This window comes from Arthrobacter sp. BI5, assembly GCF_056680065.1.
In genome coordinates this window covers 2,380,002-2,394,362 of the sequence record NZ_CM155264.1, presented here as the reverse complement: position 1 = coordinate 2,394,362, position 14,361 = coordinate 2,380,002, and the positions used below count along the sequence as shown (strand labels likewise).

General features: G+C 64.3%; 22 protein-coding genes. All 22 read right to left on the bottom strand.

All coding sequences use genetic code 11. The annotated features are described in order from the left end of the window. Window positions 1-31 precede the first annotated feature (31 nt). The 22 genes from AC1MED_RS10955 to AC1MED_RS10850 all read right to left on the bottom strand — a co-directional run bounded on the left by AC1MED_RS10955 (window position 32) and on the right by AC1MED_RS10850 (window position 14,354). Window positions 32-628 carry a hypothetical protein gene (locus tag AC1MED_RS10955; protein WP_479783310.1) on the bottom strand — a complete coding sequence of 199 codons (597 nt, stop codon included), beginning with the start codon at window positions 626-628 and terminating at the stop codon, window positions 32-34. A gap of 429 nt (window positions 629-1,057) precedes the next feature. Next, the gene (locus AC1MED_RS10950) at window positions 1,058-1,363 is read right to left on the bottom strand and encodes a hypothetical protein (RefSeq protein WP_479783308.1); all 306 of its coding nucleotides are present in this window, start codon (window positions 1,361-1,363) and stop codon (window positions 1,058-1,060) included. After that, entirely contained in the window at window positions 1,360-1,824 is a 465-nt protein-coding gene (locus tag AC1MED_RS10945; protein ID WP_479783307.1) for a hypothetical protein, read from the bottom strand. Before AC1MED_RS10945 ends, AC1MED_RS10950 begins: the two co-directional genes overlap by 4 nt. After that, window positions 1,821-2,111 (bottom strand): hypothetical protein, encoded by a 291-nt coding sequence (locus AC1MED_RS10940; protein WP_479783305.1) that lies wholly within the window; start codon window positions 2,109-2,111, stop codon window positions 1,821-1,823. The genes AC1MED_RS10945 and AC1MED_RS10940 overlap by 4 nt, the downstream gene beginning before the upstream one ends. A gap of 226 nt (window positions 2,112-2,337) precedes the next feature. Beyond that, window positions 2,338-2,610 (bottom strand): hypothetical protein, encoded by a 273-nt coding sequence (locus AC1MED_RS10935; protein WP_479783304.1) that lies wholly within the window; start codon window positions 2,608-2,610, stop codon window positions 2,338-2,340. 189 nt (window positions 2,611-2,799) lie between these two features. Then, entirely contained in the window at window positions 2,800-3,075 is a 276-nt protein-coding gene (locus AC1MED_RS10930) for a hypothetical protein (RefSeq protein WP_479783303.1), read from the bottom strand. Continuing rightward, entirely contained in the window at window positions 3,072-3,278 is a 207-nt protein-coding gene (locus AC1MED_RS10925; protein WP_479783302.1) for a hypothetical protein, read from the bottom strand. Before AC1MED_RS10925 ends, AC1MED_RS10930 begins: the two co-directional genes overlap by 4 nt. Before the next feature lie 96 nt (window positions 3,279-3,374). Beyond that, on the bottom strand, window positions 3,375-3,737 hold the full coding sequence (locus AC1MED_RS10920) for a hypothetical protein (protein WP_479783301.1): 363 nt from the start codon (window positions 3,735-3,737) through the stop codon (window positions 3,375-3,377). Between the two features lie 470 nt (window positions 3,738-4,207). After that, entirely contained in the window at window positions 4,208-4,618 is a 411-nt protein-coding gene (locus tag AC1MED_RS10915; protein WP_479783300.1) for a hypothetical protein, read from the bottom strand. Window positions 4,619-4,787: 169 nt separating this feature from the next. Beyond that, window positions 4,788-5,249: a hypothetical protein gene (locus AC1MED_RS10910; RefSeq protein ID WP_479783299.1), complete on the bottom strand. Its 462-nt coding sequence runs from the start codon at window positions 5,247-5,249 to the stop codon at window positions 4,788-4,790. 21 nt (window positions 5,250-5,270) lie between these two features. After that, a complete protein-coding gene (locus AC1MED_RS10905; protein WP_479783298.1) occupies window positions 5,271-7,805 on the bottom strand; it encodes a DNA methyltransferase in 2,535 nt (844 codons plus the stop codon). Next, the gene (locus AC1MED_RS10900; RefSeq protein ID WP_479783297.1) at window positions 7,802-9,250 is read right to left on the bottom strand and encodes a DNA cytosine methyltransferase; all 1,449 of its coding nucleotides are present in this window, start codon (window positions 9,248-9,250) and stop codon (window positions 7,802-7,804) included. Before AC1MED_RS10900 ends, AC1MED_RS10905 begins: the two co-directional genes overlap by 4 nt. Continuing rightward, entirely contained in the window at window positions 9,247-9,531 is a 285-nt protein-coding gene (locus tag AC1MED_RS10895) for a hypothetical protein (RefSeq protein ID WP_479783296.1), read from the bottom strand. Before AC1MED_RS10895 ends, AC1MED_RS10900 begins: the two co-directional genes overlap by 4 nt. Further along, a complete protein-coding gene (dnaN, locus tag AC1MED_RS10890; RefSeq protein ID WP_479783295.1) occupies window positions 9,528-10,610 on the bottom strand; it encodes a DNA polymerase III subunit beta in 1,083 nt (360 codons plus the stop codon). The genes AC1MED_RS10895 and dnaN overlap by 4 nt, the downstream gene beginning before the upstream one ends. 90 nt (window positions 10,611-10,700) lie before the next feature. Beyond that, window positions 10,701-11,003, bottom strand: coding sequence for a glutaredoxin family protein (locus AC1MED_RS10885; RefSeq protein ID WP_479783294.1), 303 nt, complete (start codon window positions 11,001-11,003; stop codon window positions 10,701-10,703). 79 nt (window positions 11,004-11,082) lie between these two features. Then, on the bottom strand, window positions 11,083-11,589 hold the full coding sequence (locus AC1MED_RS10880; RefSeq protein WP_479783293.1) for a single-stranded DNA-binding protein: 507 nt from the start codon (window positions 11,587-11,589) through the stop codon (window positions 11,083-11,085). A 2-nt stretch (window positions 11,590-11,591) separates the two neighbouring features. Further along, entirely contained in the window at window positions 11,592-11,795 is a 204-nt protein-coding gene (locus tag AC1MED_RS10875) for a hypothetical protein (protein ID WP_479783292.1), read from the bottom strand. 9 nt (window positions 11,796-11,804) lie between these two features. Beyond that, window positions 11,805-12,644: a recombinase RecT gene (locus AC1MED_RS10870; RefSeq protein ID WP_479783291.1), complete on the bottom strand. Its 840-nt coding sequence runs from the start codon at window positions 12,642-12,644 to the stop codon at window positions 11,805-11,807. Window positions 12,645-12,652: 8 nt separating this feature from the next. After that, on the bottom strand, window positions 12,653-13,558 hold the full coding sequence (locus tag AC1MED_RS10865) for a YqaJ viral recombinase family protein (protein ID WP_479783290.1): 906 nt from the start codon (window positions 13,556-13,558) through the stop codon (window positions 12,653-12,655). Window positions 13,559-13,735: 177 nt separating this feature from the next. Continuing rightward, window positions 13,736-13,861: a hypothetical protein gene (locus AC1MED_RS10860; RefSeq protein ID WP_479783289.1), complete on the bottom strand. Its 126-nt coding sequence runs from the start codon at window positions 13,859-13,861 to the stop codon at window positions 13,736-13,738. Next, window positions 13,858-14,010 carry a hypothetical protein gene (locus AC1MED_RS10855; RefSeq protein WP_479783288.1) on the bottom strand — a complete coding sequence of 51 codons (153 nt, stop codon included), beginning with the start codon at window positions 14,008-14,010 and terminating at the stop codon, window positions 13,858-13,860. Before AC1MED_RS10855 ends, AC1MED_RS10860 begins: the two co-directional genes overlap by 4 nt. Beyond that, a complete protein-coding gene (locus AC1MED_RS10850) occupies window positions 14,007-14,354 on the bottom strand; it encodes a hypothetical protein (protein ID WP_479783287.1) in 348 nt (115 codons plus the stop codon). The genes AC1MED_RS10855 and AC1MED_RS10850 overlap by 4 nt, the downstream gene beginning before the upstream one ends. Window positions 14,355-14,361: the final 7 nt, after the last annotated feature.

Here is a 14,361-nt window from a genome sequence, read left to right as displayed (position 1 = left end):
CTGCTTACCTCGGAGCTTCGCCCCGCACTTTTCAGGCATAAACGCGGTCCTCTCCGGGGAATGGGAGCTTGTCATAGATTCTTTTGCCCACCCAGCAATGGATAGCGCGGCTCCACGGTGGTTTCACAGGGTCCAGTGCATTCATCGTATGCCGCAGCAAGCGGAGAACGGGCTCAAACTTATCCGTGCCCGGCCGCTCTGGATCATTAATAACCATGGCGAGCAGCTCGGCCGCGAATTGCGCTTTCAGGGCCAGTTCAATGTACTTCGGCTTCAGGCCGGAGTTGTTCAGGGCGACAGCAGCATCGAAGTTGTCAGCGAGGTCCATGAACTTCGATTCATGGCGTTGGAACCCGAACATGTCTTTCAACCGGAACCGCTTCATGGCAGTCGTATCTAGCTCGAAGTACATGGCTCGGAGGCTGTTGACAGCGTCCGACGCTACACGCGACCGCTCTAGGAGCGTCTGTTTCCTGGCTTCCAGCGCAGGGGCGAAGAAGTACTGCGAGACGACTGACGTGAATCCTGCGGCCAGCAGGGTTCCCGCGACAGTGAACATTGTCGGTGTGTAGTCGACGGCGGGGGCTGGTGGTTGCTCGGCTACCGCCATCAGGACTTCTAGTAACATGCCCCTATCCTGTCAGATCCAGGATTAGCTGATAGTCGACTCTCAGCCGTTTCCGGTTTGGGGTGGCCGGTGCAGCAGCATTTGCGGGCGCCGCCGGTTTCGGTGTGCGTGATGGCCTGGCACTTCTGTTCGCCGTGCCAGTGCCCACAGTGGTGGCAGTGCCACGTCACCGAACCTCCATCCACCTGTTTCGGAGTTCCGCTGCTTGCCTACCGTGCGCCCTGAGTGCGGCACGGGTTCTTTCCTCCGCCATCCGGTGGCGGATGTTGAGGGCTTCCCGGTCGAAGGCTTTGAGCGAGTCCCACGCCCGCCACCCGGCCTGCTCGCCCCCTTCGAGGTAGTCGACCTGGTCCGGTGTCATCCGGTCCCGTGCGAGTAGGTGCCGGGCGGCGAGGATACCGAACCGGATACGCTGCGCCCGGTACGCGTTCACCCTTCACCCCGCACAGCAGCGGAACGGGCACGGAGCCAGGTTTCGGTGTGGCGTTCGGCTTCGTTGTAACCCGAGTCCTGTTCGGATGAGTAGTAGCCAGTGGCGGTGCATCCCGGCAGTTCCAGCTCGTCGGCGGCTTCCCTGAGTGCTTTCGCCGCGGCTTCCTTGACCGGCCCGAACCCCGCAGCTTCCAGCTCGTCCGCCAAGTCATTCGCGTCGCCGGTGAATGCCAGTACATCGCCGTACTCATTGGTGCTGATGGTGTCCATGATTGCTGCGAGCACTTCCGCCATCCCGCTCATGCCGCCCCCTCCGTTGCGGTGAGCGCGGCAATGGTCGGGCACGGCCACTTGACAGAGTGCATCGAGTACGGCGCCACGGTACATTCAGCGCACTTTCCGGAGTCCTCGTGCAGCACATGCAACTCCCGTACCCGTTCGATCTGGGCCTGCTGGGACCGGACCACGGCGAGAAGGGCAGGGACATCCGTACGGGCTGCGGCAATGAATTCACCATCCCGCTTGTCCACGTCGAAAGACACCGCCCGCTTCTGATCTCCGGGTGCATCAACCCAATGTGGCGCGGCCTGCTGGTTCATCAGGAATTTGCCGTTTGGACCCCACACGACACAGTCGCCGCGCACCTCCGAGTCGGCTGTCCACGGGCCAGGGCTGGCGGCGTCTGCCCGTGCCTGGATGGCGTCGAGGTCTGGTTCCCCGTCCCCGCCGGCCAGGCTGATCAGGTGCTCGTCGTAGCTGCTCATGCGCGGGCCTCCGAGTCTGCGGCCGCCGCGTAGCACTCGCGGCACATGGTCACGCCGCCGGAGCAGATGGCCTCGTCGTGCTCTTCGAGGATGGTGCCGTGGTCGGACTCATCAAGGATTCCTTGAAGCGCTGCGATTAGGCTGGGCAGGTATTCGAACCGGACAGCTACCGCCCCTTCGAATCCGGCAGCCTCGCTCTTGACCGATACCACGGCGCCGAGGTTTCCGGCATCCACGCTCAGCGTGTCCCCGTCGTTGTCAGTGTGGGTGAATCGGGTCTCGCTCATTGTGTTCCTTCCTGGTGGGCGGTCAGCCCGGGGGTTGCCCGGTACGCGGCCCGGCCTTCTTCGAGGTGGCAGACGGCCGGGAGCGGTTCCCTCATGCAGCAGTGCCCGGCGTGAAGGGTTGCCGGTCCGGTCCAGCACTGGCAAAGCCCCTGGTCTGCCTCTCGTTTGCGGTCGTGGATGGCGGCGACGAGTGCCCGGCCTTCCGGGTCCTCCAACTGCGCGGCGGTCACGAGGCGGCCGTTTCCGGTGCTGGAGGGAGAGCGCCGAGGACGTCGTTCATGTTGATGAGTGCCTGGGCTGGGCACTCGGTGTTGTTGCACCGGACCAGGCGCCAGTCCGCGAACGTCATCCGCGGGTTCGGGCGGCCGCGCTTGTCGGCCTTCACCTTCGTGTCCGTCCAGATCCACTCGTGGAAGTCCCATTCGTCCTCAGTGTTGACGGCATGGTCGAAGCTGACGACGACCCGGACCTCGGGGCGAGTGACCTGCAGCCCGCTCATGCCCTGACCCGCCATGCGTGGTGCCGGCCGGGGACGAGTTGCTCGCCGAAGAGGCAGGCGATGCGGCGGCGGAACGTCCAACGCGCCGCCCTCACGGGTGCACCGGTGAGGCTATGAGGGTGACGGCGATGATGAAGACGGGTGTGAACGCGGCGAGGAAGTCCCACCGGGTGTACCGGTCCCGGGCGCTCACGCCGCACCTCCCTCGTGCAGGACCGCGGCGGGCAACTCGACATGGCAGGCGTTCCCATGCCGGTCTACCCATTCGAGGCACTGGATCGATGTTTCCTCCAGCGTCAGCCGCTCGGCTTGATCCACGATGCATGTCCCCTCGGGCAGCGCGTCGAGTTCTTCGGCGGTGGTGATCGTGCGGGGCTTCGAGTAGCCGGCGGCGATGATCGCGTCGGCGGCGCGGGGCGCGGTCTTGCCTAGGATCAACGTCGTCAGTTCGTCGCGGGCGCTCATGCGACACCGCCGAGCTTCACTGCCGCGTACTCGGCCTCCAGAGCGGCGAGCCGTTCCCGGGCTTCCTGCGCCTCGGACGCGGCCTGTGCGGCGTCAGCGTCGGCGCGTTCGGACGCGACCCTCGCGAGGCGGACCTGCCGGTACAGTTTCGCCGCCTCCAGTTCGGGGACTGGCGGCCGGGTGGTTTCTGGTGTGGTGGTCATGGGTTTCCTTTTCGTGGACCGGGGGAGTTGCAGCTCCGCATTGCCGGGATGGTTTGTACTTGCAAGCCTAACAAGTTCAACTTGTTTCCGCAACGACTAGGAGTCGATGTGGTCGCGGTTTCCGTTCAGGATCGCAACGAACTCGCCCAGGGTCATCGTCACCCACTGGTCCTCCGGCCGGCCCTTCCCGTGACGCTTGTGCACCACCACCCCGGCCAGGGCGTCGTCGTTCCCGCGCTCCGTCTCGGTCTCGGCCGCCCACGTGCCCAGCAGCGTCTTCGCCGTGTTCTTGCACTCGATCACCACGCGGCGGCCAAGATGCCGGAGCCCGGCGATGTCGCCGCGGTCCTTCGACCCGTTCTTCGTCCTCCGTTCGATCCGGTCATCAACATGCTTGTTCAGGTAGCCGGCCGTCAACGTCTCGAACGTCGCGCCCTTCTGGCGGTGGTACTTGGTCATCGTTCCTGCTTTCGTAGTTCGGTACTTGTGAGCGTAACGCGCTGTACGCGTTCCTGGGGGCCTAGCAACGGTTCCCGCGTCCAACCACCCCAGACCGGCCATGCGGACGTGTCCAGCCCGGCGCCGCAGCCCGTTGGCGGGCAACCGAACGAAACGCCTCCAAATCCTGTTTCGTCCGCTCCACCCACGCCCACGCATCAGCCCGCTGCAACGCAGCCGCCACACGATCCTGGCCACCCGAAGATCGCACCCGATCCGACCACGCCTCGTACACGTCGAGCGCCTCCTGGTAGCGGTTCTTGAGGGTCTGCTCTGTGTGGTGTGTGGCTGCCCCTACGGGGAGGGTCTGCGTGTTCATCGTTTCTGGCTTTCTTCGTCGAGGATCTTGGTGAGGACGTTCTTGGCTGTGGGGGTCATTTCGTCGGGGTAGAGGAGTTTGATTGCTGCTTCGATGCGTTTGGCGAAGTCGGTCATGATGCTTGCTCCGTTTCGGTGTGGTGTTTGCCGAGAAGTGTCTCGGGCCGGAGTCCCGCTTTGATGTCTGCCCAGCAGCAGCGGCAGTTGTGGGCTTGGAACGTTGGGTGGTCTTCGCAGGGTGGCCCGGGTGGCTGGTGTGCGGGCGTTTCGCCTACTGGGTGGTCCCAGTGCCGGCCTGGCTGGTAGATGACCGCGGGGGTGTCTGCTACGGGGGTGCCGTCGGGCTTGGTGCGGGTTGCTGCGTGGACGGCTGCGATGGTGAGGCGTTCGAACGTTGCGGGGTGGTCTTTGTTCCGGCCCATGAGGGTGACCATGGACGGGATTCCCCATTCGGGCCGGAGTTGGTGGAGGATCCCTGCGAGGGCCTCGGCCTGGGGTTTGGTGATGGGTTCGGAGTCAGTCAAGTGTTCACGTCCTTCCCGCGTCACTTAGGTGACGATTGACTGATTTCTTTCTTCAACTGGTGATTAGAAACAGTGGTGAGTGTTGTCTCTTAGGTGAGTAAGAGTGGTTAGTGGTTAATGGTGCTAATCCGGTGCTAAAGGTTTGCTATGGCAGGTGCTTTAGCAGGTGCTAACCGGTTCGGGAGGCTCGGCAGTACTCGCAACTGATGTCGAAGATGCCCTTTTTCTCGTGGTGCCTGGTGTGCGCCCCGATGGCCCCGGCCGTGGATTTCTTCGCCTTGTGCAGCTCGATCTCGACCTTTGACTTCTGGTGCACGAGGTAGTCGTGCATGTAGTAGACGCCGCCGGTTTTGGTGGGCTCTACCCAGCCGTTGAGGAGCTCATCGGCAACCTTCTTCCCTTGGGCGTGGAGGACGGCGTGTTCGATGAGCCCGTCCGTTTGGAACTCGTTGCACGTGCCCCACAGCTCGAGCAGGTAGAGCTTGGCTTTGTCCGAGAGGCGCCGGAATTTTGGGTGCCGGAACAGCTCGTTCGTGACCGTGATGTACGGCCGTTTGTCCTTGTCAGCCTTCTCCACAATGGTCCTTTCTGGTGGTGCCGGAACCAGCCACGCCTGTTCTGCAACAAGCACGACTGGTTCCTAAGGGCATGGCTAAACGGCGGCCTTGAGTGTCGTTTCTTCCATGGTGGCCAGGTCGAACAGGGTTGGCATGTCCTGTTTGCGTTCTTCGGCTTCGAGGTATTTGACGGAGTCGAGGAAGTACCCGGGGTTGAGTTCGCTGGAGCGGCCCTTGCGTCCGAGTTTCAGGGCCCGGAGCGGGACGGTTCCGAGGCCACCGAAGGGGTCGAACACCTCGTCTTCGGGGTTGGTGTACCGCTCGATGAGCCGGTCGACGATGTCGAACTGGAGAGGGCAGACGTGCATCTGGACGTTGCGGCGTTTCTGCTCCCCGTTGAGGGTGAGCATCCGGTTCACGTCGTGCCAGACGTCGGGCGCCCAGGATCCGGGCATGAGGGACATGAACGTGGCGGGGAGCGCGCCCTTGCCCTGCAGTGTCTCGCCGATCTTCACGTGGGTTTCGTAGTCGTAGACCTCGGTGAGTGTCTGCTCGGTGAACAGCCTGGACCGCTGTTCGACGGGCAGGCCTGCGAGCTCGTCCGGGGTGAGGTGACGGTTGCCGCTGGAGCGCCAGTTCGCGTGGGCGTCGACCTGCCAGCGGGCCAGCGAGTAGTCGTCCTTGTCCTTGGTGACACGGTCGTCGGCGTAGCCCTTGGACCGGTCGGTCTGGGGTTTGTGGAAGAGCAGGATGTATTCGGGGGAGCCGACGCCCATCTTGGTCCCGTCCTTCCGCATCTCGGTGTAGCCGAGGCGGTAGGTCTGGTTGTTTTCGCGGACGACGTCGGTGACGACGGTGATCATGCCCATGTAGTCGAAGCCGTGCTTGACGCCGTGGAAGAGCGCCTCGGCGTGGAACGGGGAGACGGTGGGGATGCCGGCGCCGGTGACGTTGCCGAAGTTGATGCGGTCTTTGACGTGGCAGGCGTAGATCCGGCCAGGCTTGAGGACCTTCAGCAGCTGCGGGGTGAGGAAGTCCATCTGCGCCCAGAAGTGGTCGTTGTCGTCGGTGTGTCCGAAGTCGCTGTAGTCCGGCGTGTACTCGTAGTGGTTTGAGAAGGGGATGGACGTGACGATCATGTCGACACTGTTCTCGGTCATGTGGTGCGTGGTTTCGTCCACGCAGTCGTTGTTGGCCAGGGTCCAGCCCTCCCCGGAGGCTTCGATGCGTTCGACGCCCATGGTCCGGGTGAGTGCTTCGGTGATGGAGTTCCGGGAGAGTCCGTACTGCTTGATGATGTCGGTCATGGTGGAGGTCAGCTCTCTGTGTTGCGCCCATTTGTCTTTGAGGGCGGTGACGACTTCGCCTTCGGATTCGGCGTGGATGAGGTGTACGGTGCAGGGGCGGGTCTGGCCGAAGCGTTGGATGCGGTGGCATGCCTGGATGGTGTCGTTGAATTTGTAGGTGACGCCGGCGAAGACGGCGACGTTGGCCTGCTGCAGGTTCAGGCCTTGGCCGAGCATCACGGGCTTCCCGATGAGCGCGTAGGTTTCCTTGTCCCGCCACTGGTCGAGGCGCCGTTCGGCTTCGTCGGTGTCGAGGGAGCCGTGGACGCTGGAGTAGCTGATGTTGGCCGCTTTGAGGGCTGCCTCGATGGCGTCCTGTTCGGCGTTCAGGTCGCACCAGAGGATGATCTGGCCGTCGTCCATCGCATGGTGTGCGACGACCATTTCCATGAGCTTCCCGATCCGGGCCGGGAGGCTGTCACGCTTCTCCTTCGCCACGCCCTGCAGGTCCTTGGCGCCGCCACGGAACAGCCGGGCCTGCCCGTCCCGATCGACCCCGGCCGTGGAGTGGTCCACGGGGACCTCGACCCAGTCGATGGCCAGGGGCGGCAGGTCGTAGCCATCGTCGGAGTAGCCGAGGTCGGAAGGCTTCTGGAGGAAGATCGACCAGCTGTTCAGCCACATGAAGAACTCGTCCCGCTTGTGGGGATACAGGGTGAGGTTGTTTGCCTGGGTGGAGTCCCGCTGGAACCACCGGGTGAGCGCCTGGCCGGTGTCCATGACGCCGAGGAACCCTGCGTAGTGGATGAGCTCCTTGTACCGGTTGGGGGACGGGGTTGCCGTGGCGACGAACCGGTAGGCAACGTCGGCGAAGAGGCTGAGGAACGACTGGTAGGTCTTGGAGCCAAAGCTGCGGAGGACCCCGGCTTCGTCGAGGCTGACCGCGATGAACTCGTTGACGTCGAGTTTGCCGTCGCGGACGGTCTCGTAGTTGGTGATGTAGATGCCGTCGCCGTCGAGGTCTTCTGCCCGGCGGATGAATCGCACGTCAATGTCGAGCTTGCGGCCGTCGCGGATGAACTCGCCGCGGACCCCGAGGGGCGCGACGATCAGCGCCCGGCCGCCGGCGTGCGCCAGGGTGAGCCGCAGCGTCTCCAACTGCATGATGGACTTGCCCATGCCGAACGCGGCGAAGATCGCCCGCCGCCCGCCCTCGACCGCCCAGCGGACGATGTCGCGCTGGTGGTCCTTCAGGATGGGGTTAACGGCCGTCGCCTCCACAGGCTGGCCGTAGTCACGCTCGAAGTCGGCCTTCGCCTTCAGGAACTCGGTGTACTCGCTCACGAGGCCACCAGCGTTTCCGCCATGCAGGCCACCAGGTCGCGGGCGGCCGGGGGTGTGACGGCGTTGCCCGCCATCTTCACTTGCTCGCGCTTGTTGCCCAGCATGATGTACTCCTTCGGGAAGGCCATGCCCGCCTTGATCTCATGGGGTTCGAGCATCCGGAACTCGCAGTCGTCGATGTCGGGGACTTTCCATTCCGCCAGGCCGTGGTGCAGGCCGTTCGCGGCGAACGTGTCGAGCGGCTGCCCGACGTCCTTGGGCGCGTTGGTCCCGCGCAGGGTGGTGATCATCGCGAACCGGTCAACGGTCGTTATGGAACGCATCGGATCATTGGTCGTAGCCGAGTTGTGAGTCCCGTAGTAGGGGACCAGGATGCCCGTTTCGTTTCGGGTGGTCTGGGTGCGCATCGCTGTATCCACGGTCTGCGCTTCCTTACCAACGCGGCCCTCGACCGGCACCAGAAGTCCCTTGCTGGCTGAACCATGCAGGGTCCGGACCGGTTCGGTCGTCGGCCAGATCCGGAAGTAGTCCCCGCCCTTTCCCGATGCCGAGTCGTAGGTGTTGCCTGCCGCTTCGAGGTGCATGGGGTGGCGTCCGTACTTCTTCAGCCCGGCCTCGATCCTGGCCATGGTCTTGGGCGCCAGCGGCCTCTTGCGGTCCCCGATGCGTTCGCCGCGAAGTGACCAGTCGATCGCGTGTGAGGCCGGCAGCCAGCCCGGCTCGACTATGGCGTTGCGGCATGACGCTTTCGGGCATTTGTAGACGTACTGGGCCCGGTAGCGGCCCCACTGCTCGGCCTTCTTGAAGACCTGCAGGGCGTCCACGATCTCGTCGCAGCTCGAGCAGTACGCCTTGGGCCGGAAGTACTTCTCGACCTCGGGCGCCTTGTTGCCTTTGAGCCAGAAGAGCACGTACATGCGGTCCCGGGACTGGGGTGCGGGGAGGCCGCCGTGCTGGGCGTGCATGCTGTTGAGGTACTGGACCTTGTGCTCGTAGCCGAGGGATTTCATGGCCATCAGCCAGGCGTCGAACATGACCCATTTGGCGGCGTCCACGACGTTCTCGGTGATGATGGCCCGGTATTTGTGGACCTCGGCGAAGCGGGGGACGTCCCACATGGTGGCGCGGGACCGGTCGGCGGCCTCGTCGGGGAGGGAGTCGCCGAACAGGTCCGGCTGGTTGGTGATCCGCTTCCGGCCCTTGGCCACGGAGTGGTTGGTGCATTCGGGGGAGGCCCAGAGGATGTCGGAGTGCCCGATGTAGCGTGGGTCGGTCTCTTTGATGTCAGCCTGGACGTGGATGGTGTCCGGGTGGTTGGCGTTGTGGGACTCGAGGGCCTTGTCCCAGTGGTTGAGGGCGGTCTTCACGGTGATCCCGGGGAGCGACGTCGCTCCGGTTGAGGATCCGCCGGCGCCGCAGAACATGTCGGTCATGGTGAGGCTCAAGGCGTACTCCTGAATTCGTCGGTGAGCAGGTTGCAGGGTTCGTAAACGCAGCTGGCCCAGAGACTTAGGCCGTGCGCGTGGTCGTGCCAGTCGGAGAGTCGGCGGAGGTTTTCCGCTGTGTCGTCGTAGTCCGGATCGGCGCCCGCCTGCGGAGCTGCGGGGCAGTCGTCCTCGTGGTGGTAGCCGTTCTCCTCGAGGACGCTGGAATCGATGTCGACGTCGACGGTGAGAGTTTGGTAGAACGGGCGCCGCGTCTTGGGTACCTCCGCCTCGGCGCTCATACGGGGAGCCTGACGGGCATGAGGAGGTGGCGGAGGCCGTCGTGACCGGTTACGAGGGCGGGTTTGGCCAGGTTCACTTGGAAGCCGAGCACGACCTCGGCGGCCGGGGTGACGGCGAGGGACCATGCCAGGTAGGCAGGGTTGAAGGCGACTTTGACGTCGTCGCCGGAAATGATGCACTGGACGGTCTCTTCGCCTTGCGCGTCCTCGCCGGTTCCGGCGTCAAGTACAAGCGCCCCTTCCTTGGTGGTGAGCCGCACCGGGGTGTTGCGTTCGGCGACGAGGGAGACCCGGCCGAGGACGTCGGCGAGGGCGTCCCGGCCTATTGTGATCTCGGTGGCCGTCCGGTCGGGGAAAAGAGTCTTGATCTTGGGGTAGTCACCGTCGAGCATGATCGCGGTTGTGGCCCGATTGCCGGTGCGGATGCCGACGAGGTTGCCGTCGGCGAGGAGAGACGCTTCACCGGCGAGGGTTTTGATGACGTCGGCGAGCCAGGAACCGCGCACCAAGAGTTCGATGTCGTCGCCGGCAGGCTGCCAGGGGACGGTGACTTCGGCGAGACGGTACCGGTCGGTGGTGCGCATGGTGAGCTGATCGCCTTCGGAGACGATCTGCACGCCCATGAGCACGGGAACCGAGTCGTCACCGGAGGCGGCGCCGATGACCTGGCCGACGGCCGCGGCGAACACGTCACCGTCGATCTTGCCCGCAACAGGCGGGAGATCCGGCATAGGCGGGAACTCTGAGACCGGCATGGCGGCCATCGTGAACACCGCAGATCCAGCGGTGAGGGTGGCGCGGCGTTCGTCCACGGTGACGGTGACGGTTTTGCGGCCGAACTTGCGGATGATGTCCGTGAACATGCGGCCCTGCAGCAGGACGGTGCCTGGTTCGGTGACGTCGGCGGCGACTTGGGTGCGGGCCGACTTCTCGTAGTCGAAGCCGCTGATGCGGAGGCCGCCCTGCTGCGCCTCAATTAGGAGGCCGGAGAGGACGGGGACGGGTGGGCGGGCGCTGATGCCCTTGGATGCGTACGCTGCGGCGTCTGCGAGGGCATCCGCGGTGAGGGTGAACTTCATGGTGTGGTGGCTTTCTCTAGTCGGAGCAGCGGCACTCGGCCGTCTGCGGGTTGATGACTCCGTTGCAGGACGGGCAACGTTCCTGGCGGCTCATGCGGCGTCTGCCCGGTGGGTGATGTGGTCGCGGATCATGTCCGGCTGCAGCCCGGACCAGACGACGTCACCGTCGATGGTTGAGGCGACGACGGTGGGCATTTCACGGCGGTTCAGTTTCTCGGTCACGTAGCGGTAGGCCGCCGGGTCCTCTTCGACGTTGACCGCGGTGTAGACGATGCCTTCCCGGTCGAGGATCAGCTTTGTTCGGTCGCATTGCCGGCAGTCGTTCTTCGTGTAGACGACAACGGCTACACCGTCGCGTGCCTGGATCCTTGCGGTGAGGTCGGGGGTAGTCACTGGTTCTCCTAGTTGGACTGGTAGCGGACGCCTGCGACTGGTTTCCCAGGGCAGGCGTCCGCACACGGTTTGTTGGTGGTTAGAAGGGTGGTTCGGTGTCGGGGCCGTTGCCCCAGCCGCCGGCGCTGGCACCTGGCGTTGCCCACGGGTCGTCCTGCGCCGCTGGCTGGCCACCGCCCCAGTTGCCGCCCGAAGCCTGGCCCCCGCCGTTGCCGCCGGAGCGCTGGGTGCGGTTCACCTTGGCGTTCGCGTACCGGAGGCTGGGCCCGATTTCGTCGACCTCGAGTTCGATGACGGTCCGCTTCTCGCCCTCCTTGGTTTCGTAGGACCGGGACTTCAGCCGGCCGGAGACTATGACGCGCATGCCCTTCGTGAGGGACTCGGCCACGTTCTCCGCGGCTTCCTTCCAGACGGAGGCCCGGAGGAAGAGGGTTTCTCCGTCCTTCCACTCGTTGGACTGCCGGTCGAAGGTCCGCGGGGTCGATGCGATCGTGAAGTTCGCCACCGGGGATCCGGACGGAGTGAAACGCAGTTCGGGGTCGTTGGTCAGGTTGCCGATCACAGTGATCGTTGTTTCGCCCGCCATAGTTATCGCTGTCCTTTGTGCTTGGTGAATACCGCCCGGTCCGGGAGCTTCCCGTGGGTCGCCTCGATGGCATCCCGGCATGCTTCGGAGGCAGCGAAGGCTGCCTTCTCGGCCTCGGCGCCTTCGAACGCCGGGTTTCCGCCGAACCAGTCACGCCGGTATTCGGCGACCGTTCCGTCCTCGAGCTTCACCCGAACTGTGACCATGCCCGCCATCTACTTGGCGTCCGATCCGGCGAACCAGGCCGCGTCAGCTTCGGTCTGCTCACCTTCATCTACCAGCTCACCGGTCAGCGTGTCGGCTGCGGGCTCCGTTGCTGCTTCCGGGTGGTGCTGGCGCGGAGAGGTAACGGGCGCCGGCTTCGGGGCCTGCTTAGCAGGCTCGTTGGCCACGTCACGGACGGCGCGGACCTGCTCGCGGATGTACTCAGCCGACGTCGGCACCCACTTGGCCAAGTCATGGGCGGCGGTCTTCAAGATCATCGCCGCCTCATCGGAGGTCCACGGGGAGAACGATTTTCCAGCCGTCGCGGACGCCTTCTTTGCCCGGTCAATGCGTTCCTGGTTGACGATGACGACCTTCGAAACGGCGCCGTCCTTCATGATGGCGTAGGCGTAGGAGCCGATGATCTTGCCGCGGTCGCCGCCGAACCAGTCGACGTCGTGGACGGGCTTGGTCATCGTGCCGGGGTTCCACTCGAAGCGGTCCTTCTCGTAGACGTTCTCAACGATCACGGAGGACACGGCGCCGGCCCGGTACATAAGCTCCACTTCGCCCTGGTAGCCGACAACGCCGAGGATCTTCCCGCCCTTCGGAGTGATGTAGTACTCATCCGTTCCCGGCATGAGGCCGAGCTGGGCGGCCTGTGAGAGGGCGACGATGAGAGAGCCCGGGTCGTTGTTCGCGCACTTGAGGACTTCATCGTTCTTCCGGAGAGCGGACAAGGCGGAGGTCAGCCAGCCGACGCCCTTGTCCTGCAGGTGGGAGGGGAGGGCCGCGAGGAGCTCACCCTTGTAGGCGCCGATGTTCTGGCGTGCGACTTCGATGGCGTTCATTTGCTGGTTCATTCTGCTGCGCTTTCTTCCGGGACTGATGGGAGGTTTTTGGATGCGACGAGGTACGGGGTGCCTCCGCCGCGGGACTGACGGGTGAAGAGCTTTTTGCCGTTCCAGGTGACGGATCGCGCCTCGCCGGCGATGTCGGCGATGTAGGACTTGGCGCCCTGCTCGACCAGTTCGGCCGATTTGCGGTCGGCGTTCGCCTGTAGGAAACGGATAGCGTCGACGTCTTCGAGCTCGAACTCTTCGTCTTCGATTCCGGGGTTGAGCTGCTTCACGGCCTCGTAGGTTGCGGCGTGGCCATCGAGGGGATCGAGGCTGGGGCGCCGGCCTTCTTCGAGGGAGGCCATGAACTCGGTGACTTCGCCAAGCATGACTTTCACGTAGTTGGCGTCGTACTCGACCACGTATTCGGCGAATTCGAGGTACGACTTGATGACCGCGAGCCTGACCAGGCGTAGCCCGGTGGTGAACATCTGCCACTGAGCTTGGTCGTAGTAGCCGGGTGGCACCTGGTCGGTGCCGGGTTCGCCCCAGTCGCCGTCCAGCGTCGAGGACTTGGCCTCGAATAGCTCGATGCCGTCCGGGGTGTGCACGATGCCGTCAGGGGTGGAAGCGGCCCATGGGATGTCCGGGTGCACCCACATGCCGGTCTGAGTGACCTGCCATTCCGGGTGCTGGTCTCGGAACCATGCCCGTACGGCGGGCTCAAGGTAGTGGCCGCGCCGGGTGACATCCGTGTCCTGCTCACGCGGGATCTGGCCGGCCATCTTGAGCCACAGGGATAGGTAGGAGTCGTAGGTGGAGTGCTTCATGATGGCGCTGACCTTGCTGGCCGTCATGTAGGTCATCCACTCAGCGGATCCCGGCGCGACTGCGGGGAGGGATGGGTCTGTGAATGCGATCGTCATCGTTCGTCCTTCCAGTGGTCGGTGTCGGTGCAGTTGCAGTCGGTGCAGGTGTGTTCACCGCAGGTCGGGCAGATCGCCTGGCCCCGGCAGTAGCAGTCCGTCATGACAGGTCCTCTCCGCAGACCGCGCAAGTCGTGGCGCCCTTGTCGTAGACGTCTGCGGGGTGCTCGCAGCCGGTCACAGTCCGGCCAGCTTCCCGGCTACGAGGACGGTTCCCGGGAGAACCAGGAACGCGATCAGGCCGGCGGCGATGTCGCGGACCCATTCGCCGCGGGCGGTGAGGTGGATGCGTTTGCAGATCATGACTGGGCCTTCTTTGCTTCCGCGTGGTCGGTGGCGTTCTGGCCGGAGATGATGCAGATCTGCGCGAGCGTCTGCGCCTGGGTGAGCTCGCCGCGGAAGTGCCGGTCGAGGACAGCGTTGATCGCCGTCATGGCGTCGTGGTCGTTCATGCTGCGAGCTCGAACCGGGTGCGGAAGCTGGAGACGACGTCGTTGATGGCGGCGGCCAGCTCTGATTCGAAGTACTCGGTCAGGGAGGCGGTGTTGTCGACGGTGCCGGCGGCGTTGACTTCGAGCAGGTCGTGCGTGCCGTTTTCAACTCGGGCTAGGTCATCCAGCCAGTTGAAAGCGTTTTCAACGTCAGACGGAAGGACAAAGATTTCCAGTGCCCCGGTGAGGCGGCAGGCGAGGCGTTCGGCGTCCTGGTCGGCGTTGGCGTGGGTTTCCCAGTAGCCGGCGATCATGTTGCGGGCGACGGCGGTGGCCTGTTCTTTGGTAAACTGGTACTCGTTCATCGAATGA